Source organism: Streptomyces sp. NPDC048196 (genome assembly GCF_040652715.1).
GTDB lineage: Bacteria > Actinomycetota > Actinomycetes > Streptomycetales > Streptomycetaceae > Streptomyces > Streptomyces siderophoricus.
The window spans coordinates 1-25010 of sequence record NZ_JBEZMM010000025.1; the positions used below are offsets into that span (position 1 = coordinate 1).

Genomic DNA, 25010 nt, shown 5'->3' on the forward strand with positions numbered 1-25010 from the left:
GGTGTGGAGCCTAGACACCTCCACCACACCGGAGGTCTTCGCCATGATCAAGACCCAGCGACCGTTAACAACGCTCGTGATCAATACACCTAGGGAGGGTTCGAACGGATCCCGTAGGGGTCGCGAGGGCCCCCTGCGGGTCCACAACCGTGAGGAGAGGGGCGGTATTCCGGCGCCCGCACGCGACACGGCCCGGGCCGGGCCCGCACGCGACAGGGCGCGGCCCATACGCGACACGGCCGGGCCCGCACGCGACCCGGCGCGGCCCACACGCGGCCCGGCCCGGCCCGCACGCGACCCGGCGCGGTCCGCACGGACAGGGCGCGGTCCATACGCGAGACGGCCCGGCCCGCACGGACAGGGCGCGGTCCATACGCGACACGGCCCGGCCCGCACGCGACACGGCGCGGCCCGCACGGACAGGGCGCGGCCCACACGCGGCCCGGCCCGGCCCGCGCGCCACAAGGCCCGGCCCGCACGCGACCCGGCGCGGTCCGCACTCCACGCACGCACGCTGCCCCCGGCCGGAAGTCCGGCCGGGGGCAGTGTGCGTGTGTTCTTACGCGGGTGGCTCCCTGGGGGCTCAGCCCGCCAGCTCGACGTCGGAGGAGCCCGACGTGCCCGAGGCAGCGGCTCCCGTCGCCTCGGCGTCGTCCGCCGCGGCGCGCGGGGCCGGGAGCTTGATCAGGCCGGCCGCGGCGGCTGCGGTGCGGGGGGCCGGGGCCACGGTGCGCTCCTCCTGCGGCAGCGGCTCGGGGGTCGTTTCCTGGCCGAGGAAGACCCGGCGGACCACGCGCTCGGCGGCGTGCCCGTCGTCCCACTGGCAGAACCGCGCGCGGAACGCGGCGCGCAGCTCGGTGGCCCGCTCGTCGTCCCAGCGGCCGCTGCGGAAGGCGTCGATCAGCTCGTCCTCGGAGGTGGCGAGCACGCCCGGGGTGTCGCCCGGCTTGCCCGACAGCAGGTCGAAGGTGACACCGCGGGAGCGGACGTAGGTGTCCCAGTCGTCGGCGTAGTTGATGATCGGCCGGTCGAGGTTGGCGTAGTCGAACATGATCGACGAGTAGTCGGTGACCAGGGCGTCGGCGGCCAGGCACAGTTCCTCGACGACCGGGTGGCCGGAGACGTCGATGATCGCGCCGCGCTCCTGGAGCTCCTGGAGGCGGGCGTCCTGGTCGTAGAAGTAGTGGGTGCGCACCAGCAGGACGAAGTCCTCGCCGAGCTCGCGGGAGATCTTCTCCAGGTCCAGCCGCGGCACGTAGCCGACCTGGTAGTCGCGCATGGTCGGTGCGTACAGGATCGCGGTCTTGCCGGGGGCGACGCCCAGGCGCTCGCGGATGTCCAGGACGTCCTGGGCGCTCGCCCGGTAGTAGACGTCGTTGCGGGGGTAACCGGCGTCCAGCGACTCGAAGTTGCAGGGGTAGACCCGCTCCCACTGCTCGGTGGTGTGCTGGTTGGAGGAGAGCGAGTAGTCCCAGCGGTCGGCGCGGGCCAGCAGCTTGCGGAAGCTCATGCCCTTGGCGGCGGCCGGGTAGCGCTTCTGGTCGACGCCCATCGACTTCAGCGGGGTGCCGTGGTGGGTCTGGAGGTGCACCTGGCCCTCGCGCTTGACCACGCCGTCCGCGAAGTTCACGTTGTTGACGAGGTACTTGGCGCGGGCCATGACCTCCCAGTAGCGCGGCGAGTTCAGCACGACGTGGTCGACGCCGGCCGGTATCTCGCCGGAGTCGGCCAGCTGCTGCTTGACGACCCACACGCCGTGGACGTGCGGGGCGAGCTCCTTGGCCTTCTCGTAGATCGCCAGCGGGTTGCAGGCCGGCAGCCGGTTCCAGTAGGCGGAGTAGACCGCGAGGTTCTCGTCCAGCGGCTGCCGCAGCAGGGCCTGGTAGCGCAGGTCCATGGCCTTCTTCTTGGCCTGGCGGACCTTCTTGCCGGCGTGCTTGCGGACCGTGCGCTGCACCTTGCCGGCGACCTTGAGGCCGGCCAGCGCCGGGTAGGCGTCCTTGGCGAGCAGCGCGTACTTGCCGCCGGCCACGCCGCCGGGGCGGACGAAGCCGGCCGGCAGCCGCCGGCGGTAGTCGCGGGCGGCGCGGTGGAAGAACTCGGCGGTGGCGTTCTGCGGCAGCCGGCCCGGCTTGTCCAGGACCGTCAGGTAGTGGTCGATCATCTTGCGGAACATGTGCGGGCGCCAGCGCGACAGCTCCGGGTGGGCGTCGAGGTAGCCGAAGACCCGCTCGTACTGGTCGAAGACGTCGAAGTGCTTGCGGCTGGTGGTGCGCAGGATGTTGCCGCCCTGCCGGCGCTGGCGGTAGTGCAGGCAGACCCGGTCGAGGACCGCGATGGACTTCGCGGTGATCAGGGTGCAGAACGTCCAGGGGGCGTCCTCGTAGTAGCCGACCGGGAAGGTGAAGCCGTGCTCCTCGACGAAGTCGCGGCGGTAGGCCTTGTTCCAGACGATCTGCAGCAGGTCGAGGATCTCGGGGCGCTCGGCGAGGGTGAAGCTGGGGGCGCCGGACTCGTCGAGCCGGTCGGCGAGGAGGTTGCGGCGGACCGAGCCGTCCCAGTAGGTCCGGGCGTAGTCGAAGATCAGGATCTCCGGGCCGCCGGTGGCGTCCAGCCGCTCCGCCAGCGCACCGAGCGCGCCCGGCGTGAGGGTGTCGTCGCTGTCCAGGAAGAGGACGTACTCACCGCGGATCTTCTCCAGGCCGGCGTTGCGGGCCAGGCCGAGGCCCACGTTCTCCGGCAGGTGCAGGACCTGCACGCGCTCGTCGCGGGCGGCGTACTCGTCGAGGATGGCGCCGCTGCGGTCCGGTGAGCAGTCGTCGACGGCGATCACCTCGAAGTCCGTGAAGTCCTGCGCCAGCACCGAATCCATGCACTCGCGCAGGAAGCCCTGCACTCTGAAGACGGGCACGATGATGCTGAAGCGGGGTACGACAGGGTCGAGGACTGTCTCGGACATGCGGTGCTTACTCCTCGTGACGAGCTGAGTACAGAACGCAAAAAAGCCCCAAAGGGGTTCCTTGCATTGTCAGCCCTCCTGACCGCTGTTCACCCGAAAAGGTTGTTGTTCGTAACCTGAAAGTTCTGTGGCGCTCATCACGGATGCGGGTAAGTGGCGAATTTTCGGACGGGCCGAATGCCGCCCGGGCACCGCTTCCGGACGAGCGGGACAGGCGGAAGACCCCGGCGCGCCGAATACTGAGGACGTGTCACCGCCGCGCCCGCCCCGTGTCACCCGCCGCCGGCTGCTCCAGCTCACCGGCGGCGGGCTGCTCGCCGCGGCGGCCGGCACCGGCGTCTGGGCCCACCTCGCCGACGAGGGCCCACCGACGGGCGAACCGGCCGGCTCCGGTCCGCCCCTGGTCGACCCGGCGGACCAGTCCTTCCTGCACGTCATCGCCCACCCGGACGACGGCCTGTACTTCATGAACCCCGACCTGGAGCAGGCCGTCCGCGCCGGGGCCCGCTCGGTCACCGTCTGCCTCACCGGCGGCGAGTCCGACGGACACAACGTCAGCAGGCACGCCGCCTACGCCGACCGGGTCCCCAGGAACCGGCCCGCGTTCGCCCGGGCCCGCACCAACGGGCTGCGCGCCGCGCACGCCGAGATGGCCCTCGGCGACCCCGCCGCGCCCTGGCACCTGACCGCGATATCCCTGCTCCCCGACTTCCAGGCCGAACTCCACACCCTCCAGGCCGCCCCGAACCAACAGCTGCTGTTCCTGGAGCTGGTGGAGGCCCGGGCCGTCTGGCAGGCCCGCGCCACCAGCCTGCGCGGCCTGTGGCTCGGCGCCACGCCCTTCCTGCCCACGCTGCGCCCGGCCGGCTCACCCGTACGGCACCAGTTCCTCTACCGCCGCGAGCAGGTCGTCGCGGCCCTGGTGGCGGTGCTCGACCGGGCCCGCCCCACGGTGGTACGCACCCTGGACCCCAACGCGGTGCACTCCCGCAAACGGCCGCCGGCCGGCCCGGACCGCGACCCCCGGCTGGCCGGGCTGCGCTACTACGACCACCAGGACCACACCGCCTCCGCCTACTTCGCGCAGGCCGCGCTGGCCGCCTACCGGCCGCGCGGCGGCCGCCCGCCCATCGTGGAGAACTACCTCGGCTACGAGGCGGACGCGCTGCCCAACGACGTCGACCCGAAGGCCGCCCGGCGCAAGGCCCGGCTGCTGTCGGTGTACGGCTGGGCCGACCACCGCCGCTGCGGCGACCCGGCCGGCTGCGGCGACCGCAAGGTCGGCGGCTCGGCGCTGGACGGCGGCTCCCGCAACTGGACCCGCTCCACCCGGCTGCGCGCCCCCGGCTCCAACGCCTGGCTCCGGCCCGCGCAGGACGGCCGGCTGGTGGCCTTCGCGGTGCTCGGCGGCACCGCGTACTGCTGGGCCGAGACCCGGCCCGGCAGCGGCCGGTTCGGGGCGCCGGTGCCGGCCGGCGGCACCATGCTGCAGGGGCAGATCCACGCGGTGCGCCGCCCCGACGGGCCGCTGCAGCTGTTCGCCTCACGCACGGTGCTGCCGGGCCGTACCGCCGTGCACCGCCGCGAGCTGATGACCGCGGCCCAGCGCGGCACCGCCCCGGACGGCACACCGCTGTTCGGCCGCTGGGAGTCGCTGGGCTCGCCGGACCCGGACCCGGAGCGCTCGCTGGAAATCGGCTTCCCGGCCGCGGTGGCCGCCCCGGACGGCACGGTGCACGTCTTCGTCCGCACCTGGGACGGCAACGTCGCGCACCGCGCGGGCCCGGGCGGCACGGGCTTCACGCCGTGGGAGCGGCTGGAGGGCACGGTCAGCACCCTGAAGGCGTCCCCGCAGGTCGTCGACGGGCTGGACGCCTGTGTGGACTCCGACGGGCTGATCCACGTGGTCGCGCCGGGCATCGGGACGGTGGCGCACTGGGTGTCGAAGGAGGCCGGGCGGACACCGCGGCCGGCCGCGGCCACCGGGCTGCCGCAGCCGGGCGGCCCGGTCAGTCTCGTCCCGCTGGCCGACGGCGTGGTGCGGGCCGTCTACCGCCGCTCGGTCACCGCGCAGGTGCTGATCGCCGAGCGGCACCGGCGGATCGGCGGCTGGCGGGTGGCGGCGCAGTGCGCGCCGGTCGGCGGCTACGGGCGGGTGGCGGCGGCCCCGGTGGGCCACGGGGACCGGATGGTGCTGGCGGCCCGGGACGACACCGGGGAGGTGCGGACGGCGATGGCCCAGGACGCCCCCAAGCCCTGGCAGCCGGGCCGGGTCTCGCACTCCGCGGCGGCCGGCGTCGCGCAGGACGCCGCCGGGCGGGCGGTGGTGGTCGCGCTGGGCACCGACGGCCGGCTCTACGCGGCCCGGCAGACGTCGGTGGGGCAGACCGCGCTGTTCGGCGCCTGGCGGCCTCAGGCCGGATCGCCGGAGCGGACCGGCGCGGCCCCGGCCTGACCGGCGGCGTCCCGTGCGGGGTCGGTGGCCGGGCCGCATTCCGGGCCGCATGCAGGGCCGGATGTCGCGTCGGCTGTCGCGTCGGCTGTCGCGCCGGCCCGGGCGGGCGGCCGCAGGATCCGCCGCGAGACCAGGTAGCCGGCCGGCAGCGCGAAGGCGGCGGCGGCCAGCGGCGCCAGCGTGCTGTTCATCCCGCACCAGCCGACCAGCGCCACCAGCCCGGCGCTCTGCATGCCGTAGTTGGTGACCTGGGTCAGCGGGAACAGCAGGAACTTCTTCCAGGTCGGGCGGGTGCGGTAGGTGAAGTAGGTGTTGAGCAGGAACGAGCCGGTCATGCTCAGCGCGAAGGCGAGACTGTAGGCGGCGAAGTACGGCAGCAGGCGGTGCAGCGGCAGGTAACAGGCGTAGAACGTCGCGGTGTTGACCCCGCCGACGGCGGCGAAGCGCACCGGCTGGGCGAAGCGCCCGCCCACCGACCGGCCGGCCATCAGCCGGCCTGCGACCCGGCGGTGGCGGCGTCCGCGGGCCCGGCGGCGGCGCTCAGCGCGGCCTCGGCGGCGTTGCCCTCCTTGACCAGGTAGTGCGGGCGCCGCTTGGCCTCGTGGTAGATCCGGCCGATGTACTCGCCGATCAGCCCGAGCATCACCATCTGCAGCCCGCCCAGGCCCACGACGATCGCCACCAGCGTCACATAGCCGGGCGCGGTGACCCCGCCGACGACGGCCGCCGCGACGATCCACAGGGTGTACAGCCCGGCGAGCCCGGCGAGGCCCAGGCCGGCGTAGATGGCCAGCCGCAGCGGCCGGCTGTTGAAGGAGAGCATCCCGTCGATGCCGTAGTTGACCAGCGCGCCGAGCCGCCATTTGGTCTCGCCGGCCTCCCGTACCGCGTTGCGGTAGTCGAAGGTGACGGTGTCGAAGCCGATCCAGGAGAACAGGCCCTTGGAGAAGCGGTTGTACTCCGGCAGCGCCAGCATCGCGTCCACCGCCTTGCGCGACAGCAGCCGGAAGTCCCCGACGCCGTCGGCGAGTTCGACGTCCACCCAGGTGTTGACGGCCCGGTAGTAGCAGCGGCTCAGCGCGGACCGCAGCCGCCGCTCGCCGTCCCGGCTGCGCCGCGCGACGACCTGGTCGTGGCCCAGCTGGTAGAGGTCGAGCATCTTCCCGATGAGGTCCGGGGGGTGCTGCAGGTCGGCGTCCATGAGGATCACCGCGTCGCCGGTGGCCGCCCGCAGACCGGCCAGCATCGCGGGCTCCTTGCCGAAGTTGCGGCTGAACGACAGGTAACGGGTGGTGCCCCGGTGCTGCTGGGCCAGGCCGCGCAGCCGGGCCAGGGTGCCGTCGGTGCTGCCGTCGTCGACGTAGCACAGCTCGTGGGCGACGCCGAGGCGGGCGAGGACCGCCCGGACCGCCTCGTCGAAGCGGGCCAGTACGGCCTCCTCGTTGTAGCAGGGGACGACGATGGAGAGCTTCATCCGCGGGTCTCCTTGGTGGTGCGACGCCGGGGCCGGCCGCGGCCCCGTAGCTGACCCCCCACCGCCACCGCCCCGGCCGCCAGCCCCGCGGCCCCGCTCGCCGCCAGCCCCGCACTCAGGCCCGGCGGCACGTAGGTGCAGGTCAGCCGGGTCGCGCCGGGCCGCAGCGGAACCGTCAGCAGCCCGCCGTACGACGCCGGCGCGCGCCGCGGCCCGCCGTCCACCGCACAGCCCCACCCCCGGACGGCCGGCAGCGCCAGCACCGCGTGCCCCCACCTGCCGCGCGGCAGGTGGGCCGTCAGCCGGTGCCCGCCGGCGGACAGCGCCACCGGCCCGCGCAGCGCGCGCACCGCCCGGTCCAGCGCGCCCGGCGGCAGACAGCCCAGCGGGCGCGCGGGCAGCCACTGGCGGCCCCGGCCGATGAACCGCACCGCGACCGTCCCGTCGTCCGGCACCCGCCCCAGCACCCGTACCGGGTTGGCGGTGGTGTCCGCCCGGCCGATGCCCTTGGTGCGGGTGCCCAGCCCGCTGACCTGGCCCCAGAACCAGGGCGCGTACCAGACGACGGTGCCGCCGGGGGTGCAGCGGGCGGTGAAGGTGGTGCCCGCGCCGTTCGGGCCGGCCAGGGGGGCGGCCGCGGCGGGCAGCGCGGACGGCGGCAGCAGCCAGCCGCCGCGCCCGCGCACCGGCGCGGTGCCCGCGGTGGGCGTCAGCTCCGGCACCTCGTAGACCGCCGTGCCCAGCACCCGTTCCTGGCGCGCGAACACGCTCTCCGGGCCGCGGGGCGGGGCCGCCAGGCGGCTGCGTACGGTCAGCAGCGGGGCCGGCGCCGGGCGGGCGCGGTCCACGGTGAAGGCGCCGCGGGGGTCCTGCGGCGCGGGCAACAGCGAGCTGCTGACGCCCATCAGGGCCCGGCCCACCGGGTCCTCGAAGCTGAGGGTGTGACGGCCCCTCATGTACCAGCCGGCGCCCAGGCCGGCGAGGGCGCGGGCGGTGGCCGCGGGCACGTAGCTGCTGTAGTAGGCGCCGCCCTCGCCGCCGAGCAGCAGCGGGTCGTTGTTGGCGAACTCGTGCGGCCCCGGGTCGGTGCGCGAGCGCGGCCAGTCGTCGCGTGCGGCGAGCCCGGCACGGGCCGTCAGGGACCCCCGGGTCATGGTGATCTTGGGCCGGAACCAGGCGATCTTGCCCCGTACGGCCGTCACCGAGAACACCGTGTACGCCGAGGTGAGCAGCACCGTGCCGGCCAGTGCGGCGGTGAGTGCGGTCCGCCGCCCGGTCCGGTCGCCGGCCGAGGGCAGCGCCGCCGGCGCCGCCAGCGCGACCAGCGCCGCCAGGGCCGCGGTGCCGCCGCCGGCCACCAGCAGCCAGGTGGCCGCACCGACCGCGCCCTGGTCCCGGCAGGCCCACGCCAGCAGCGCCACCAGCGCCCCGCCGACGGCCAGTTCGCCGGGCCGGGGCCGGTGCGCCAGCGCCAGCCAGGAGATCATCACCAGGATCCCGCTGAGCACGAACGCGGCCCGGTACGGGCTGCCGTTGGGCAGCGCCAGCCCGTGCCACAGCAGGATCGTCGGCCTCCAGACGAACGAGGCGGCCACCCCCAGCGCCAGCGCGTACCAGGCGGTCCGGGCCCGCACCGGCACCGCCCGGACGAACGGGAAGGCGGCGACCAGCAGCAGCCCCGGCATGCCGACGAAGATGTTGGGCGTGGGCACCTGGCCGTGGCCGCCGGGCAGCAGCTGCGCCAGCTGGTACAGCACGGTGGGCCGTTCCTCGTAGGAGACCGGGGGAGCGGGCTGGGCCGCCTGGCTGGCCCGGAGGGTGACGGTCAGGACGGGCGCCGCGAGCCCGATGCCGGTCAGCGCCGCCGTTACCGCCCGGCCGGCCGCCCGCAGCCGCGCGCCCGGCGGCGTCCCGGCCGCCGTGGCCAGCCGCACCGCCAGCACCAGGCCGGTCGCCAGGGTGGCCATCGCCGCCGTGTAGAAGTTGCCCGCCCAGGCCAGGGCGACCAGCAGCGCCGCGGCCACCCAGCGGGTGCGCCGCAGGCACCAGTCGGCGGCGATCCCCAGCAGCGGCAGCGCCACCGGCCCCCACATCCACATCGGGTCCGCGGCACCGTCGTTCAGCACCCAGGCGCACAGCGCGTAGCCCACCGACAGAAGCGCCCGCAGCGTCCCGGAGCCCGGGTGCAGCCGGCCGAGGAGGACGGTCATCAGGGCGGCGGCCAGGCCGATGCTGCACAGCGTGACCAGGAAGACCGGAAGGTCGGCCAGCTCGCGCGGGAAGAGGCCCACGAGCAGCGAGAACGGGTTCATCAGATACGTGACGAAGTCCGCGAGGAACGGCACTCCGTACCCGCTGCTCCAGTTGAAGAACAGATCGCCGGTGGTCCGTCCGTGCAGCAGGTCCCACAGCCGGGCGTGGAAGGGCACGAATTGGTTGCCGAGGTCGTTGACGGCGCGCGAGCGCGGCCCGAACGGGTAACTGCCGTACAGGGCCAGCCCCAGGCAGTACGCCACCGTGGACAGCGCCGCCGCCGTGAGGGGGGCGGTCCACCGTCGTGGCGGCCGGTCCGCCGCCGGGCGGTCCGCCCCGGGCAGCGGCCGGACAACCTCCCGGGGCCGGACCGCCTCTTGGGGGGTGGCGGGCGTCGGGGCCACCGGCACTCCTCCACGGTCGGCGAACGTTCAGTCAACGTTATATGTCTTAATAGTCTGTTTTGCCTCGCTGGAGTGCTGCATATGCCGAGGGACACCGAGGACAACCCCCGCACCACACCGATGACCCGCACCGCCCCGGCCGTCTCGGTGATCGTGCCGGTCCACAACACGCTGCCCTACCTCGACCGCTGCCTCGGCTCCGTCTTCGCCCAGACCCTCGACCCGCACCGCATCGAGATCATCGCCGTCGACGACGGCTCCACCGACGGCAGCGCCGACCGGCTCACCGACACCGCCCGCCGCAACCCCCGCCTGACCGTCGTCCACCAGCCCCCCTCCGGCGGCCCCGGCAAACCCCGCAACACCGGCCTCGCCCGGGCGAGGGGCGACTACGTCTTCTTCCTCGACTCCGACGACCACCTCGGCCCCGAAGCCCTCGACCGCCTCACCCGCATGGCCCAGACCCACGGCTCCGACGTCGTCTACGGCCGCATCGTCGGCGCCGACGGCCGCGCCGCCCCCGTCGACCTGCGCACCACCAGCCCCGCCGTGTCCGTCTTCGACTCGCCCGTCTACTGGTCCCTCGCCGCCTACAAACTCTTCCGCCGCGCCTTCCTCGAAACCCACCACCTGCGCTTCGTCGAGGGCCGCCTGCTCGGCGAGGACCTCCCCTTCGGCATCGCCGCACTGCTGCGCGCCCGCACCGTCTCCGTCCTCGCCGACTACGACTGCTACTACCTCCACGGCCGCGCCGACGACAGCAACGCCAGCCGCCAGGACATCGACTGGCCCGACTACCTCCACTACATCGGCGGCGTCCTCGACACCGTCGCCGCCGAGGTCCCGCCCGGCCCCGACCGCGACAAACTGATGACGCGTCACTTCCACGGCGAGATCCTCATGCCCTTCGGCGCGGCCTACCTCGCCCGCACCCCCGCCGGCCGCCGCCGCATGACGGCCGCCGCCCGCCCCCTCGTCCGCCGCCACCTCACCGACCGGATACGCGCCGCCCTGCCGCCCCGCCTCCGGCTGCGCGCCCACTGCCTCGACGCCGGCCTCGACGACGCCCTGACCGCCGTCGTCCGCGCCGACACCGGCCCGGCCCCCACCGAGGTCGACCCCGACGGCCGCATCCACGCCCGCTACCCGTACTTCCGCGACCCCCACCACCCGCTGCCCGACGCCACCTACGACCTCACCGACCGCGTCGTGCTGCGCCAGCGACTGACCGGCTGCCACTGGACCGGCACCGTCCTCCACCTGACCGGCACCGCCGCCCTGCCGCACCTCCACACCACCGCGGTCACCCTCGTCCTGCACCGCGCCGGCGCCATCCACCGCCTCCCCGCCCACTACGCGGACGGCCACTGGCGGGCGGCACTCGACCCGGCCACCGCGGCCGGCGGCGCGCCCCTCACCGACGGCCTCTGGGGCCTCAAGATCGACGTCACCGGACGCGGCACCACCACCGACGGCGACCGGGGACCGGCCGTGCACCGCGCGGCCTGGCTCGTCCTGGAATGCACCCCGCCCGCCGCCGACCTCGCCCCGCGCCCCGTGCCGCCCGGCCCGGCCACCGCCGCACTGTTCCTCTCCGACCCGCACGGCCACCTCCACCTGCGGCTGGCCGCCCCGGCATGAGCCGCCACACCGTGCAGGGGCCGCCCGGCGGGAGCACTCTGGTAGGAGCGGTTCCGGAGGTGATGGTGATGCTGCAGACAGCTGTCGGATGGCACGTCGAGATGGAATTCGAGGAGGACACCCACCGCACGCGCGCGGCCGCCCTCGTGCGGCTCCCGGACGGCACCGAGGTCCGGTCCCACGGGTACGCCAGCCGCCACCCCGCCGACTCCAACCAGCCGCGGGTCGGCGAGGAGGTCGCCGGGGCCAGGGCGCTCAACGACCTGGCGATGAAACTGCTGACCAAGGCCCACGACGAGATCGACGAGGCGTCCGGGCGGACGTCGTACCCGCTGACGACCCGCTGACCGCCCGCCGGGCCGAGCCCGCGGCGGGCCGAGCCCGCGCAGCGCCGGGTCGAGCCCGCGCAGCGCCGGGGCCCGCGGCGAGCCGGGGCCCGCCGGCCGGCCGCGGGATCACGCCGGCCGGCCGTAGGTCACACCCGGGGGCGGATCAGGCCTCCGGGTGGTGGTGCCGCCAGCCCGCCCACGCCGACGTGACCATGTCCCGCACGTCGTGCCGGGCCTTCCAGCCCAGCTCCGCGGCGATCCGGTCGGCGGCCGCCACCACCCGCGCCGGGTCACCCGGCCGGCGCGGCGTCACCTCGGGCGTCACGCCCTCGTAGCCGGTGACCTCCGCGATCAGACGGATCAGCTCGCGCACCGAAACGCCCTCGCCGCGCCCGATGTTCAGCGTCAGGTCCCGCACCGGGCCCGGCCCGGCCAGCTTCCGGGCCGCCGCCACATGCGCCTCGGCGAGATCGGCGACATGGATGTAGTCGCGGATGCAGGTGCCGTCCGGCGTGTCGTAGTCGTCACCGAAGATCCGCGGCGCGGCACCCGCCGTCAGCCGCTCGAACACCATCGGCACGATGTTGAAGACCCCCGTGTCGGCCAGCTCCGGGGCGGCCGCACCGGCCACGTTGAAGTACCGCAGACAGGCCGTGGAAATGCCGTGCGCCTTCCCCACCGCCCGCGCCATCCACTCCCCGACCAGCTTCGTCTCCCCGTACGGGTTGATCGGCACACACGGCGTGTCCTCGGTCACCAGCTCCACGTGCGGCATGCCGTAGACCGCCGCCGACGACGAGAACACCAGCCGGCCCACCCCGCCCGCCGCCATCGCCTCCAGCAGCGTCTGCAGCCCGTGCACGTTCTCCCGGTAGTACAGCAGCGGCATCTCGACGGACTCGCCGACCTGCTTCTTCGCCGCCAGATGCACCACATCGGTCACCCCGTGCTCCGCGATCGCCGCATCCAGCAGCGCACGGTTCAGCGTGGAACCCACGACCAGCGGCACGCCCTCGGGGATCCGGGCGGCCACGCCCGTCGTCAGGTCGTCGAGCACGACGACCCGCTCGCCCGCCTGCCGCAGGGCCCGTACGACATGGGAGCCGATGTAACCGGCACCACCCGTGATCAAGTAAGACATGACGCCCATCCTAGGAGGGGAAACACGCGGACAACGGACAACGGACAACGGTCCACGGCCGACGGACGACGACAAGGTCAGCGGCGCAGCCGGCGCGCCGCGATCCGCCAGACGCTGCGCAGCCCCGACGCCACCCGCAGCGACAGCGCACCACCCGTCGTCGCATACGGCTGCACCAGCAGCACCGCATGCCGCCGGTTCGGCAGCACCCGCCGCCGCAGACCCGGCCCGGTGGCCCGCAGCGCGGCCCGGAAACCCGCCCCGTCGGCACAGCTCACCCGCGCCATCAGATCCCACGGCTCCGGATCGGCCGCCGCCTCGCCGCCCCGCTCGGTCAGCGCCTCCAGATCCAGCACGACCTCCGCCGTCCAGCACACCGTCGCACCGCCCGGGCCGCCCGCGGCGGCCCGGGTGAGGGCCGCGGTGTGCACCGGGCCCCGCCGGTCGTCCCGGCGCCGCCGCAGCTCCACATCGATGCTCTCCGGCCCCGCCGCCGCCAGCCGCCCGTACAGATCGTGCACCCGCAGCCGCAGCACACTGCGGCCGCCCACCGAAGGCTCCGCGTCGATCGTCACCGGCAGCCGGCCTATCGGCTTCGTCCCCAGCGCGTCCAGCTCCACCTCGGGCAGGTCCGGCGACCACACCGCCCGCCCGTCGGCCTCCGCGTACGGCGGCAGCAGCCGCCCCGGACGGCTCGCCAGCTGCGTGATCCGGTCCAGGTCCCGCGGCGCCGGCGACGCCAGCACCACCCGCGCCAGCCACCGCGCCGGCGCCCGCGCCGCCCGCAGCGCCGCCTCGTCGAAATCCCCCAGGTACTCCCGGGTCAGCCGCCACCACTCCGCCCGGTAGTCCGCACCGCGGGTGTGCAGCTCCCGCACGTACATCCGCAGGTCATGATCGAGGAACTTGGTGGCCGCCGCCTGCGCCAGCACCTCCAGTCCCGCCTCCCGGAAGATCTCCACACTCGCCCGGTGCGCCGCGATCCGCGCCGCCCAGTTCGCGACGTCCTTGCGGTTCAAGGAGATCGACTGCCGCGCCGCCGACCGGCGCACATGCCAGACGTAGACACTGTCCGGCACCGTCGCGATCCGCGGCGCCGCCGCCAGCACCCGCGCGGTGAACACGAAGTCCTCGTACGTGAACCGGCCCTCCGGGAACACGATCGCGTGCTTCGCCAGGAACTCCCGCTCGTACAGCTTGTTCACACACAGCGTGTCCCGCACCAGCTGCGGACTGGCCTCCGCGGACTCGTGCACCGCCGCCTCCCGGTACAGCCCCGGCTGCCACGGCACGTCCCGCCGCGCCGGCAGCTCCCGCCGCACGCACGCACCCGACACCACCGGCGCGTCGTACCGCAGCGCCGCCGACAGCAGCGCCCGCACCGCACCCGGCGGCAGCACGTCATCACTGTCCAGGAACATCACGAACCGGCCCGTCGCGGCCTGCAGCCCCTCGTTGCGGGGCGTGCCGCAACCACCGCTGTTCTCGCTGCGGTGGATCACCCGCAGCCGCGGCTCGGTACGGGCCAGCTCGTCCAGGGCGGCGCCGGTGCCGTCGGTGGAGGCGTCGTTCACCGCGATCACCTCGGTGACCGTGTCACCGGGAGCCTCCTGGGCGAGCGCGGAACGCACCGCATCACCGACATGGCCGGCATCGTTGAACGCGATGACGACGATGCTGACCTGCGCGGAGGGCGTGATGGTGGGCCCCGGCAGCTGCTCAGGGGCTTCTTTCACAGTCACTAAATCTACATTTCGTGTCGACAGCATCTCTTGGCGCGAGCGGGATCCGAACCCATATCCGATGGGTCAGAGGGCGAAACCCGCCGAGCGGTTGCACTCCTCGCCCCGCTTTTCCGCCGTATTGCCGTCTCGTGACCGGGCAGAGCACCGGGCTCGGGTGCGCAAGGCCCCGCCAGCCCGCCGCGGACCCCTGCACATGCTGTAACGACGCGAATGGCGTGCGATGCCGATCCGCGCACCATCACTTGCCGCGGACCGGCAACCCTCACCGCTCCATCACGTCCGCGACCCGTCCCGCCGCACCACCGTCGTCCCGGTGACAGAACATCGCCCGGAAATCCGCGTACGCCCCGGCACTCGCCTTTGCCACCGCCCCCAGATCACCCAGCGCCTCGACCAGCTCACCCGTCGACGACAGCAACGGCCCCGGCACCCGCGCCTCGAAATCCAGCGTGAACCCGCGCAGCACGTCCCGGTAATGCGGCAGGTCCGGCGTCAGGAACAGCATCGGCCGGCCCGTGTTCGCGAAATCCACCGCCAGCGACGAATAGTCCGTCACCAGCACATCCGCCACCAGCAGCAACTCCATCGCGTCCGGATACGCCGACACGTCCACCGCGAACGGCGCAAGATGCCCCGGCAACCGGTCCGCGACCAGCGGATGCCCCCGCACCAGCAGCACATGCCCGTCGCCCAGCTCCCGCCGCGCCAGCTCCACGTCCAACGGCAGCGGCAGCCGGTGGTGCCGCGCGTCGTACGCCACGTCGTCCCGCGGCGTCGGCGCGTACAGCACCACCCGCCGGCCCGGCTCCAGCCCCAGCCGCTCCCGCACCGCCGCCGCCCGCAACTCCCGGTCCGCCGCGAACAGCACATCCGTCCGCGGCAGCCCCGTCTCCAGCACCCGCCCCGCGAAGCCCAGCGCCGACCGCAACACCTGCGTGCTGTGCCCGTTCGGCGACAGCAGCACGCTCCACTGCCGGCTCACCCGCGGCCGCGGCGCCAGATGCGCAAGCCCCGCACACAGCGTTCCCGCCAGATCCGCACCGATCCGCTTCAACGGCGTACCGTGCCACGTCTGCACGATCCGCTGACCGCCGCGCCGCGTGAACCACCACGGCAGATGCGTGTTCGTCACCACCCACCGGCTGTGCGCCAGCGCCCCGTGCCACTCCGCGCTGCCCACCACCACCGCCCGCGCCGTCGCCGGCACCGCCGTCTGCCCGTCCCGCACCGCCCACAGGTGCTCCACGTCCATCCCCCGGCGCACCAGCTCCTCGTGCACCGCCCGCGGCGAATCCCCGTACGACCGGCCACCGAAACTGCTGTACAGCACGGTGTCCCGCAGCGGACGCGAACGGTGCAGCACATAGTGCTGCTCCCGCAGCAGCCGCCGCCGGTACGGGCCCCGGTCCGCGGCCGGCACCGCCGGACCCGCCACCACCAGCACCTCGTCCCCCCGGTGCCGGTCCACCACCAGCGGCTTCCCCCGGACCGTGCACGACGCCGGCAGCCCCGCCAGCACCCGCGGCGCCAGACGCACCGGCGCGTCCAGCGGCGAGCCCACCGCCCCCCGCTCCCGCAGGTGCAGCGACCAGGCGCCCTCCCGCAGCGGCACCGGGCCGGCCAGCGACGGCAACGCCCCCAGCGGCAGCCGCCCGTGGAACCGGCCCTCGTCATGCGTCACCGGGAACGTCAGCTCCGCCGCATGCTCCCCGTGCTTCAGCACCAGCTCCGTCGCGTGCGGTGCCGCCGCCGGCAGCCCGCCCGCCACCAGCAGCGTCCCGTCCGACCGCCACAGCACCCGGTCCGCATACGGCTGCGGCGTCCGGTCGTGCAGCACCAGATCCCCCGCCGGCGAAGCCGCCACCACCAGCTCCCGGCCGTGCGGCAACGGATACGCCACCGGCTCCAGCGCCGGATCACACGCCACCCGGTCCGTCCCGCCGTCCGCCAGCACCAGCTCCGCCAGCCAGCTCTCCGTGTGCGCCGGCGGGATCGCCGCCGGCGCCCCGTCCCGCGGCGGACGCGCCGCCGCCACCGCCTCCGCCAGCACCCGGAACGCCACCCCACCCCCCTCGGCGGCCTCCGCCCCCGCCGGGAACGACACCACCGTGCCCGTTCCCCGATGCGTCAGCCGCAGCCCCGACGGCACCGGCCCCGGCGCCCGCACCGACACCTCCAGCGCACCGGCCGCCACCGACCGGTGCCCCGCCAGCCACCGCGTCCGCCGCGCCACCGACAGCCGCAACCGCCCGTCCTCGTACCACGGCGTCACCCGCACCACGCCCCGCGGCCCCTCGTCCGCCACCTCCGACGCCACCGGCGCCGCCCCCGACCCCGCCTCGGGCGCCAACGGCGACGCCACCCGCACCGCACTCGCCGACGCCAGCACCAGCCCGACCGACCAGTCCCCCTCCTCCCACCGCCCGCCCCGCCGCAACCGCGCCGGATCCACCCGCAGCTCGAACCCCGACCAGTCGTAACAGTGCAGCTCCTGCCCCGACTCCGCGGTCGCCTCCGGCATCGCCACCGTCCGCAGCGGCAGCACGATCCGCCGCCGCCCGCACGACAGCACCGCCGTCCGCACCCCCACCGTGTGCCGGTGCGCCGCATCCACGTTCCGCACGTACGCATGCCCCCGCAGCACCAGCACCCCGTCCCGCCACACCGCCTCCCGCACCCGCGCGCACACCGGGAAGTCCTCCCGGCCCAGCCGCGTCACCCCCGGCGGCAGCTCCAGCGGCGGACTCACCGGCACCACCGCCCGCCGCCGCAACGGCGGCCCCGCCACCGCGAACCCCGCCGGATTCCGCGCCTCGTGCCGCAGCAACGTCAGCAGATCCGCCGCCCGCCCCGCCCGCACCAGATACCACCGCATCCGCAACTCCACCGGCAGCTCCGGAAACACCCGCGGATCCACCCCCGCCAGGAAATCCCGCGCACAGTCCAGGAACGCCGTCCGGGTCTCCGGCGCCGCCCCCGGCAACGCCGCCACCAGATCCGCCAGCCCCTCCGTCAGCTGGAACCGGTCGTAGTCCCGCCGGTACGCCTGCAGCTGCGGCCGCGCCGCCTCACCCAGGAACCGCCGGATCGCCGCCACCGCCGCGAACCGGTCCCGCACCCCCCGCGGATCCGGCCGCCGGTGCCGCGCCGCACCCTCCGGCAGCCGCCAGTAACAGACATGCTCCCGCAGCACGTCCACCGCACCGGCCAGGAAATGCGCCGGCACCGTCACCGCCTCGTCCAGGCACAACTCCCCCTCCGGGAAGGCGAAACCGTGCCGGTCCCAGAACTCCCGGCGGAACACCTTGTTCCGGGCGAAGGAATCCGCCAGCAGCGTCAGATCCTCCGTCACATGCGTCCCCAGCACCGTCTGCCGGCCCGCCGGATGACGCGCCGACTGACTCCGCCCCGCCGCCCCCAGCCGGTACACATTGCCCGTCGCCAGATCCGCCCCCGACCTCTCCAGCACCCCCACCAGATCCTCGTACGCCCGCGGCAGCAGCACATCGTCCGCATCCAGGAACGCCAGATACCCGGTGTGCGGAAAGGCGTGCCGGGCACCGGCGTTCCGCGCCGCACCACACCCCGCCACCTCACCACCCGTCAGGTGCACGATCCGGAACCGCGGATCCCGCTCCGCGACGGCATGCGCCACAGCAGAGGGCGGGCCCGCACCCGCGGGCCCGCCCTCCACCAGCACCACATCCAGTTCCGTCAGCGTCTGCGCCGCCACCGACGCCAGGCACTCCTCCAGATTCCCCTCCGCCCCCGCACCACGAGGAACCGGGACGACGACGGTGAGCCGGGGCTTCATAGACGGACCACGCCCTTCCTGTTTCTTGTGGGCGTTCAACTCACCACCGGCGGCACGGTCACCGGATCTGCGCTGAAAGGGTGAGCCCCCCACCCGCGGCCCCACCCCCCGCCCGCACCCACCGCCCGCCCCGAGACCTTCCGCCCACCGGGTCGGCGCGCCGCGGCCACCCCGCCCCGGCCCATGCCGTAGACCCGAAGCCGTACACCCGTCGCGCAGCGTTACGGCGCCCCCGGCGCCGCGTCCCAGGGAAGGTGACCGCATCCCGATGCCCGGCCGAACCGACAGCCACGCCCCCACCGACAGCCCGGATGCCCAGCCACCCACCGGCGAACCCCGCACCCTCCGCACCCCCCGCCCCACCGGCACCGCCCCCGCCGCCTCCACCGCCCGCCTCCCCGCCGAACCCACCCGCCCCGGCCTCGCCCGCCTGCTGCCCGCCCACACCCCCTACCGCCGGCAACTACGGCGCATCGGCGCCGGCCGCGTCCTGGAAATCGGCTGCGGCGACGGCGACACCCTCGCCGGCTGCACCCCCGGCAGCGTCGGCATCGACCACGACCCCGACGCCGTCGCCCGCTGCCGCACCCGCGGCCTGACCGCCTACACCCCCGACGCCTTCCTCGCCGGCCCGCACGCCCGACCCGGCGCCTTCGACGCCCTCCTGTCCGCCCACGTCCTCCAGCACCTCGACGACGAACAGGCCGAAGAACTCCTCCGCGCCTACGTCCCCTACGTCCGGCCCGGCGGCGGCGTCCTCCTCATCACCCCCCAGGAAGCCGGCCACCGCGCCGGCCCCCCACCCGTCCGCTTCACCGACTTCACCCTGCTGCGTGCCTTCGCCGCCACCGCCGGCCTCACCGTCCGCCGCACCTACTCCCACCCCCTGCCCCGCCCCGCCGGGATGCTGCTGCGCCCCAACGTGTTCGTCCTGGTGGGACAGGTACCGCGATAGGGACGTACCGCGGCAGGGACAGCCAGGCACCGCAGCAGGCGCACGGGGCCGCGCACACGAAAGCCGGGGCGGGCCGCCCCTGAAGGCGGCCCGCCCCGGCTCTCTCCCCGTACAGCGGCTAGCGCCCGCGCGCCCGCCTACGGGCCTTCACGATCGCCCGCGCCACGATCGGCGGCAGCACCTCCCGCGCCACCTTCCGCACCGTCGACCCCGTCGGAACCGGCGCCCGCCGCACCGGCCGCACCACCGGCCCCGACGGCGCCGCCACCACCTCGGGCCGGGCCGCACCCGCCCTGGCCGCCGACGGCGCCGGACGGTGCCGCGACACCGGCTGCACCGGCTCCTTCGCACCCTTCGCGCTCAACCGCACCAGCGGCGCCCCGTTCACGTACTGCACCTCGTGCCAGATGTCACCGCGCTCCGTGATCCACCCCACCAGCGCCTTCTGCAACGGCTCCGGATCACCCCACGTGCCGTAGAACTTCGTGCCCGTGATGCAGACCGGCCGCAGCCCCTCATTGGCGACCGCCTGCCACGTCGCCGCCGCCACCCCCGGACAGTGCTCCGCGCGGTAGTCGTCCAGCACCACCACACCACTGCCGGTCAGCAACTCCCGCACCGCCAGGATGTCCCCGTGCACATGCTCGAACAGATGCGACGCGTCGATGTGCGCGAACCGCACCGAGCCCTTCTCGACGTGCTCGCTGACGATCGAACTCAGCCCCTGCACGATCGTCGGCAACTCGTCGTGGAACGACAGGTAGTTGGCCTCGAAAGCCCGCCGCGTCAGCGACGCGTACGACTTCTTCATCTCCTTGGAGTTCGACGCGTCCTCGGCCGGCGAATCGAAGAGATCGCACACCGTGAACCGCTCACCGGCGCCCAGCCGCGCACCGAGGAAAATCGCGCTCTTCCCCATGTACGCGCCCAGTTCGAGCAGATCACCCGCCTCGGAACGCGCCTTCTGATACGCCAGGAACCAGTCGAACAGCAGCTGATCGGCAGTGAAGAACCAGCCTTTCACCTCGGACAACCGGGCAGGGCGCGGGAGTTGCTCGGCACTCTGGTCTGCGGTGGGGGCAGTCATGTGCGGTCCGTCTCCAGACGGTCGGGAACGTAGGCGGAATGCAACAGGCGAAGCAATGTGGGGGGACACATACAGAACGCATACGGAGTGTGCAGTTATGAACACGCCCGGCCCCGGTGCGGGGCGGCGCACGGGCCCCGCCCACGCAGGGACGGACACACCCTCGTCCGGCACGAAAAACGCGCCGGCGCCGCTACGCAGTCTCCACGACGGAGCCCCGTCGCACCATGCGTTTCACGGCAGTGACCGACATCGTAGGGGGACGGACATGAACGCGGGATAACAACGGCACGACCCGCAATCGACCCCGTACGCCGTACGACACACGGGCCCCGGTCCGCCGCGGCCGCCACCCCTCACACCACCCTCACTTCACCGCGCCCGCCATCACCCCGGACACGAACTGCCGCTGGAACGCGAAGAAAACGATCAACGGCACCACCATCGACAGGAACGCCCCCGGCGCCAGCACATCGATGTTGTTGCCGAACTGCCGCACCTCCTGCTGCAACGCCACCGTGATCGGCGGACGCCCGCTGTCCGCGAAGATCAACGCCACCAGCATGTCGTTCCACACCCACAGGAACTGGAAGATCCCCAACGACGCGATCGCCGGGCCCCCCAACGGCAGCACCACCCGCGTGAACAGCCGCAGCTCACCCGCCCCGTCCAGCCGCGCCGCCTCCAGCAGCTCCCGCGGAATCTCCGCGAAGAAATTCCGCAGCAGGAACACCGCGAACGGCAGGCCGAACGCCGTATGGAACAGCACCACCCCCGCCGTCGTCTCGAACAGCCCCACCGCCCCGAACAACTTCGCCACCGGAATCAGCGCCACCTGCACCGGCACCACCAGCAGCCCCACCACCACCAGGAACCAGCCGTCCCGCCCCGGAAAATCCATCCACGCGAACGCATAACCCGCCAGCGCCCCGATCACCACCACCAGCACCGTCGCCGGCACCGTGATCTCCGCCGTCGTCAGCAGCGAACCCATCACCTTGCCGTTCGACAACAACCGCCCGTAATTGTCGAAAGTGATCTGCGCCGGCTCCGCGAACACCCGCCACCAGCCCGACTCACCGATCCGCTGCGGACTGCGCAACGACGACAACAGCAACCCCACCGACGGCATCAACCAGAACAACGCCACCAGCACCAGGAACACCCGCACCGCACCACCACCGGCCCGCGCCGCCAGCCGCGCCACCACCGACGGCCGCCCCCGCACCACCGCACCCGCCCCGCCCCCACCACCGGCCCGGGCGACCCCCTCCACCGCCGTCATCGGCGACGCTCCTTCCGTATCCGCCGGAGATTCACCCACATCACCGGCAGCACGAGCAGCAGCAGAAACACCGCGATCGCACTGCCCAGCCCCTCATCGACATCCGTCCCGAACGACGACTGGAACAACTGCAACGCCAGCACATTCGCCGACCGCAGGCTCGACCCCGGCGCGATGATGTACACCAGGTCGAAGATCTTCAGCACATTGATCATCAACGTCACCAGCACCACCACCAGCACCGGCGCCAGCAACGGCACCGTCACCCGGCGGAACACCTGCCACTCACCCGCCCCGTCCACCCGCGCCGCCTCCAACAACTCCCGCGGCACCCCCGCCAACCCCGCCGCGATCAACACCATCGCGAAACCCGCCCACATCCACACATACGCCCCGATGATCGCCGGAGTCACCAACGCCGGCCCCAACCACTCCACCCCGCCGTACGCCACCGCGAAATTCCCCGCCGGCAACCGCAACCGCGCCCCCTCCGCCGCCCCACCCGGCAACACGAACGTCCCGTCCGCCGCGGTCCTCGCCGACGCCACCACCCGGCCGCCCCGCACCGCCTCCACCCGCACCCCGGCCAGACCCCGCTCCGACCCGTCGACCACATTCGGCCGGCCCCCACCACCCCGCAGGAAATCCAGCCACACCGTCCCCGTCACACTCCCCGGCCGCGCCACCGCATGGGCCGCCCGCCGCGCACCCCGCACATCGTCCTGCCGCACCGCCACCAACGGCAGCAGCACCGGCGACCCCACCCGCACCACCGACCGCGTACTGAACCCCCCGCCCCCCGACGACCGCAGCACCCCGTTCGGCCGCGGCCTCGCCCCCGGGAACGGCGCCGGCTCCGCGAACGTGTCATGCACCCCCACCCACACCGCATTGGCCACCCCACGCTCCGGATTCTGGTCGTACACCAGCCGGAAAATGATCCCGGCCGCCAGCATCGAAATCGCCATCGGCATGAAAACGACCAACTTGAACGCCGTACCCCACCGCACCCGCTCCGTCAGCACCGCAAAGATCAACCCCAGCGCCGTCGACACCGTCGGCGCCACCACCACCCACACCACGTTGTTCCGCAACGCGGTCCGAATACCGTCGTCCGCGAACAACTCCCCGTAATTCCCCAGCCCCACGAACCCGTCACCGGACGCATCGAACAGACTCCGGTACACGGAAAACCCGATGGGATACACCACCAGCGCACCCAACAACACCAACGCCGGCAACAAGAACACCGCAGCCACCCACCGCCGCGTCCCCGTCACCCGCCGCCCACCACCGACCTTCGCCGCACCGCCACCGACTTCCGCGGTCCTGCTGCTGCTCATCGTGAGAAACCCCCGGCACAGGTGAAACGGCCCAGAAAAACAGAAAAGGAACCCGGAAAAAGAGGGGCACAAAACGGGACGGGCGCAGCGCAAGAAGCGCAAGACAACGGAGCGGAACAGGAAAGGGCGGAACGAGCGGCCGACGGCAGAGACGCCGACCGCCCCCCAACTCCCTCACCCGCCGAACGACTTGGCCGCGTCCCGCTCCAGCCGCACCTGCGTCCCCGCCACGTCCTTCGGGTTCTTCAGGAAGTCCTGCAAGTCCTTCCACTCACCCTGACCCGGCTTCCCACCGAACGAAGCCGGCGCCTGATCCGACATGTCGAAGCGGAAATCATCACCGGCCGCGATCAGCGCCCCCGCGATCCGCCGCATCACCGCATCCCCGTACGCCGCCCGGTCGAGCTCCTTGTTCGGCGAAATGAACCCACCCGCCCGCGCCCAGATCCGCGCCGCATCCGTCGACGCCAGGAACGTCAGCAACGCCTGCGCCGCCTTACCGCCCTTCAGCGCCACCGCCACATCCCCACCCGTCACCACCGGCGACTTCGCACCCACCGCCGGGAACGGGAACACCTTGGCGTCCGTACCGATCTTCGCCTTCGTCTGCGCGATACTGGCCGCCGCGAAATCCGCCGACGACACCATCGCCGCCTTCGGCGCGTCACCACCACTGAACGTCTGCGTCACCGACGTCGGGAAATCCGTCTGCAACGCCCCCGCATTACCGCCCACCAGCAGATCCTTACGCCCGAAAAGCTGGCCGAGCGTGGACAGCGCCTGCTTCACCGAGGCATCCGTCCACGCGATCCGGTGCTGCGCCAGCTGGTCGTACTTCTCCGGCCCGGCCTGCGAAAGATAGATGTTCTCGAACCAGTCGGTCAGCGTCCAGCCGTCCGACCCACCCACCGAAACCGGCTCCACGCCCGACTCGGAAATCGTCCGCGCCGCCTTCAGGAACTCCGCCCAGGTCTTCGGCTCCCGCACACCGGCGCTCCCGAACGCCTGCGCGTTGTACCACACCAGCGACTTGTTGCTGGCCTTGAAATACACCCCGTACTCGGTGCCCTTATGAGCCCCGAGATCCCGCCACCCCTTGCCGTAATTCTTCGCCAACTGCGCCTTGGCCTCCGGCCCCAGCGGCTTCAGCCAGCCCTTACCGGCGAACTCGTTGAGCACCCCGACCTGCTGCAGCATCGCCACATCCGGCGGCCCACCCCCGGCGATCTTCGACCCGATGAAGCCGGCCATGTCATCACCACTGGGCACGAAATCCACCTTCGCCCCGGTGCGTTTCTCGAACTCGTCCAGCACCTTGACGAAATTCTCCCGCTCCGCCCCCGTCCACACCGCAGTCACCTGCAGCCGCTGCCCCGCCAACTCGGGCAACCGCACCGTAACGGCATTCCGCTCACCCCCCTCACCCCCGCCCCCCTCACCCTTCTTCCCGCCACCCGCACCACTCCCACAACCGGCCACCCCCGCGGCCAGCACCACCCCCACCACAACCCCGGCCGCCCCCCGCCGCCGCCAACCCATCCCTCGACCTCTCATCCCCAAACCCCCAATTCCCTCAGTTCCACCAATTCCCTCAACCTGCGCCGCACCGCACCGTCGTTCCGTGGTTTGCCGAATCGCCCCGGACCACTGGCTCGCTGGCCCGCTGCCCTTCGGTTTGCTGGCCCGCTGCCCGTTGGGTTGCTGGCCCCCGGTATTGCTGAATCGCTCGGTATTACTGAATCGCTCTGGCTCTTCCGTAGCCTTTTCTGCACACGGCTCCCCGAGGGCCGCCGTAGCGCTGCTGCGGTGGTACAAGGTGCGGTTGCGGTGGTACGAGCTATTGCTGCTGCGATCTCGTGAGATGCGATGGCGCGAGTGCGATGGTGCGAGTGCGAGTGCGAGTGCGAGTGCGATGGCGCGAGTGCGGTGGTGCGTGTGCGATGGTGCGTGTGCGATGGCGCGTGTGCGATGGTGCGAGTCCGGTGGTGCGTGTGCGATGGCGCGAGTGCGGTGGTGCGTAACTGTGGTCGTGCGGTCTGCCGCTCCCGTGCGCTCCCGTACATGTGGCCTGCCCGTGCATATGGCCTGCCGACGTCATGCCGGGGCGGCTCGCCTCGGCGCGGCC

The 25010-nt window shown here is 73.2% G+C and carries 15 protein-coding genes; 4 read left to right on the forward strand and 11 right to left on the reverse strand.

Annotated features, from left to right (window positions below; translation table 11 throughout):
• Window positions 1-583: 583 nt before the first annotated feature.
• Window positions 584-2959 carry a CDP-glycerol glycerophosphotransferase family protein gene (locus AB0E02_RS23135; RefSeq protein ID WP_362142201.1) on the reverse strand — a complete coding sequence of 792 codons (2376 nt, stop codon included), beginning with the start codon at window positions 2957-2959 and terminating at the stop codon, window positions 584-586.
• A 247-nt stretch (window positions 2960-3206) separates the two neighbouring features.
• Between AB0E02_RS23135 and AB0E02_RS23140 the strand changes: the two genes are divergently transcribed.
• Complete coding sequence (locus AB0E02_RS23140; RefSeq protein WP_362142203.1) at window positions 3207-5414, forward strand: PIG-L family deacetylase; 2208 nt, start codon at window positions 3207-3209, stop codon at window positions 5412-5414.
• On the opposite strand, the gene AB0E02_RS23145 is transcribed toward AB0E02_RS23140, so the two are convergent.
• The 3 genes from AB0E02_RS23145 to AB0E02_RS23155 are packed head-to-tail and all read right to left on the reverse strand — an operon-like array spanning window position 5372 to window position 9545.
• Window positions 5372-5902, reverse strand: coding sequence for a GtrA family protein (locus AB0E02_RS23145; RefSeq protein WP_362142205.1), 531 nt, complete (start codon window positions 5900-5902; stop codon window positions 5372-5374). The genes AB0E02_RS23140 and AB0E02_RS23145 overlap by 43 nt on opposite strands.
• Entirely contained in the window at window positions 5902-6888 is a 987-nt protein-coding gene (locus AB0E02_RS23150; RefSeq protein WP_362142206.1) for a glycosyltransferase family 2 protein, read from the reverse strand. Before AB0E02_RS23150 ends, AB0E02_RS23145 begins: the two co-directional genes overlap by 1 nt.
• A complete protein-coding gene (locus AB0E02_RS23155) occupies window positions 6885-9545 on the reverse strand; it encodes a YfhO family protein (protein WP_362142208.1) in 2661 nt (886 codons plus the stop codon). The genes AB0E02_RS23150 and AB0E02_RS23155 overlap by 4 nt, the downstream gene beginning before the upstream one ends.
• Before the next feature lie 81 nt (window positions 9546-9626).
• On the opposite strand from AB0E02_RS23155, the gene AB0E02_RS23160 reads away from it, so the two are divergent.
• Entirely contained in the window at window positions 9627-11186 is a 1560-nt protein-coding gene (locus tag AB0E02_RS23160; protein WP_362142209.1) for a glycosyltransferase, read from the forward strand.
• Between the two features lie 68 nt (window positions 11187-11254).
• Window positions 11255-11533 carry a DUF1876 domain-containing protein gene (locus AB0E02_RS23165; RefSeq protein ID WP_310726127.1) on the forward strand — a complete coding sequence of 93 codons (279 nt, stop codon included), beginning with the start codon at window positions 11255-11257 and terminating at the stop codon, window positions 11531-11533.
• A 145-nt stretch (window positions 11534-11678) separates the two neighbouring features.
• Here the strand turns inward: AB0E02_RS23165 and galE are convergent, their stop codons facing one another.
• From galE to AB0E02_RS23180, 3 genes are all read right to left on the reverse strand, one after another.
• A complete protein-coding gene (gene galE / locus AB0E02_RS23170) occupies window positions 11679-12656 on the reverse strand; it encodes a UDP-glucose 4-epimerase GalE (RefSeq protein WP_362142211.1) in 978 nt (325 codons plus the stop codon).
• A gap of 77 nt (window positions 12657-12733) precedes the next feature.
• On the reverse strand, window positions 12734-14392 hold the full coding sequence (locus AB0E02_RS23175) for a glycosyltransferase family 2 protein (RefSeq protein WP_362142213.1): 1659 nt from the start codon (window positions 14390-14392) through the stop codon (window positions 12734-12736).
• A gap of 271 nt (window positions 14393-14663) precedes the next feature.
• A complete protein-coding gene (locus AB0E02_RS23180; protein ID WP_362142215.1) occupies window positions 14664-18215 on the reverse strand; it encodes a bifunctional glycosyltransferase family 2 protein/CDP-glycerol:glycerophosphate glycerophosphotransferase in 3552 nt (1183 codons plus the stop codon).
• Window positions 18216-18483: 268 nt separating this feature from the next.
• Between AB0E02_RS23180 and AB0E02_RS23185 the strand changes: the two genes are divergently transcribed.
• On the forward strand, window positions 18484-19170 hold the full coding sequence (locus AB0E02_RS23185) for a class I SAM-dependent methyltransferase (protein ID WP_362142217.1): 687 nt from the start codon (window positions 18484-18486) through the stop codon (window positions 19168-19170).
• A 118-nt stretch (window positions 19171-19288) separates the two neighbouring features.
• On the opposite strand, the gene AB0E02_RS23190 is transcribed toward AB0E02_RS23185, so the two are convergent.
• From AB0E02_RS23190 to AB0E02_RS23205, 4 genes are all read right to left on the reverse strand, one after another.
• Window positions 19289-20257, reverse strand: coding sequence for a class I SAM-dependent methyltransferase (locus AB0E02_RS23190; RefSeq protein ID WP_362142219.1), 969 nt, complete (start codon window positions 20255-20257; stop codon window positions 19289-19291).
• 367 nt (window positions 20258-20624) lie between these two features.
• Window positions 20625-21542, reverse strand: coding sequence for a carbohydrate ABC transporter permease (locus tag AB0E02_RS23195; RefSeq protein ID WP_362142221.1), 918 nt, complete (start codon window positions 21540-21542; stop codon window positions 20625-20627).
• Window positions 21539-22885 carry a sugar ABC transporter permease gene (locus AB0E02_RS23200; protein WP_362142334.1) on the reverse strand — a complete coding sequence of 449 codons (1347 nt, stop codon included), beginning with the start codon at window positions 22883-22885 and terminating at the stop codon, window positions 21539-21541. Before AB0E02_RS23200 ends, AB0E02_RS23195 begins: the two co-directional genes overlap by 4 nt.
• A gap of 174 nt (window positions 22886-23059) precedes the next feature.
• On the reverse strand, window positions 23060-24424 hold the full coding sequence (locus tag AB0E02_RS23205) for an ABC transporter substrate-binding protein (RefSeq protein WP_362142222.1): 1365 nt from the start codon (window positions 24422-24424) through the stop codon (window positions 23060-23062).
• Window positions 24425-25010: the final 586 nt, after the last annotated feature.

Coding starts and splice junctions, on each gene's coding strand:
- AB0E02_RS23135 (WP_362142201.1), bottom strand. CDS start 2,959: ATGTCCGAGACAGTCCTCGACCCTGTCGTACCCCGCTTCAGCATCATC.
- AB0E02_RS23145 (WP_362142205.1), bottom strand. CDS start 5,902: ATGGCCGGCCGGTCGGTGGGCGGGCGCTTCGCCCAGCCGGTGCGCTTC.
- AB0E02_RS23150 (WP_362142206.1), bottom strand. CDS start 6,888: ATGAAGCTCTCCATCGTCGTCCCCTGCTACAACGAGGAGGCCGTACTG.
- AB0E02_RS23160 (WP_362142209.1), top strand. CDS start 9,627: ATGCCGAGGGACACCGAGGACAACCCCCGCACCACACCGATGACCCGC.
- AB0E02_RS23165 (WP_310726127.1), top strand. CDS start 11,255: ATGCTGCAGACAGCTGTCGGATGGCACGTCGAGATGGAATTCGAGGAG.
- galE (WP_362142211.1), bottom strand. CDS start 12,656: ATGTCTTACTTGATCACGGGTGGTGCCGGTTACATCGGCTCCCATGTC.
- AB0E02_RS23180 (WP_362142215.1), bottom strand. CDS start 18,215: ATGAAGCCCCGGCTCACCGTCGTCGTCCCGGTTCCTCGTGGTGCGGGG.
- AB0E02_RS23185 (WP_362142217.1), top strand. CDS start 18,484: ATGCCCGGCCGAACCGACAGCCACGCCCCCACCGACAGCCCGGATGCC.
- AB0E02_RS23190 (WP_362142219.1), bottom strand. CDS start 20,257: ATGACTGCCCCCACCGCAGACCAGAGTGCCGAGCAACTCCCGCGCCCT.
- AB0E02_RS23195 (WP_362142221.1), bottom strand. CDS start 21,542: ATGACGGCGGTGGAGGGGGTCGCCCGGGCCGGTGGTGGGGGCGGGGCG.
- AB0E02_RS23200 (WP_362142334.1), bottom strand. CDS start 22,885: ATGAGCAGCAGCAGGACCGCGGAAGTCGGTGGCGGTGCGGCGAAGGTC.
- AB0E02_RS23205 (WP_362142222.1), bottom strand. CDS start 24,424: ATGGGTTGGCGGCGGCGGGGGGCGGCCGGGGTTGTGGTGGGGGTGGTG.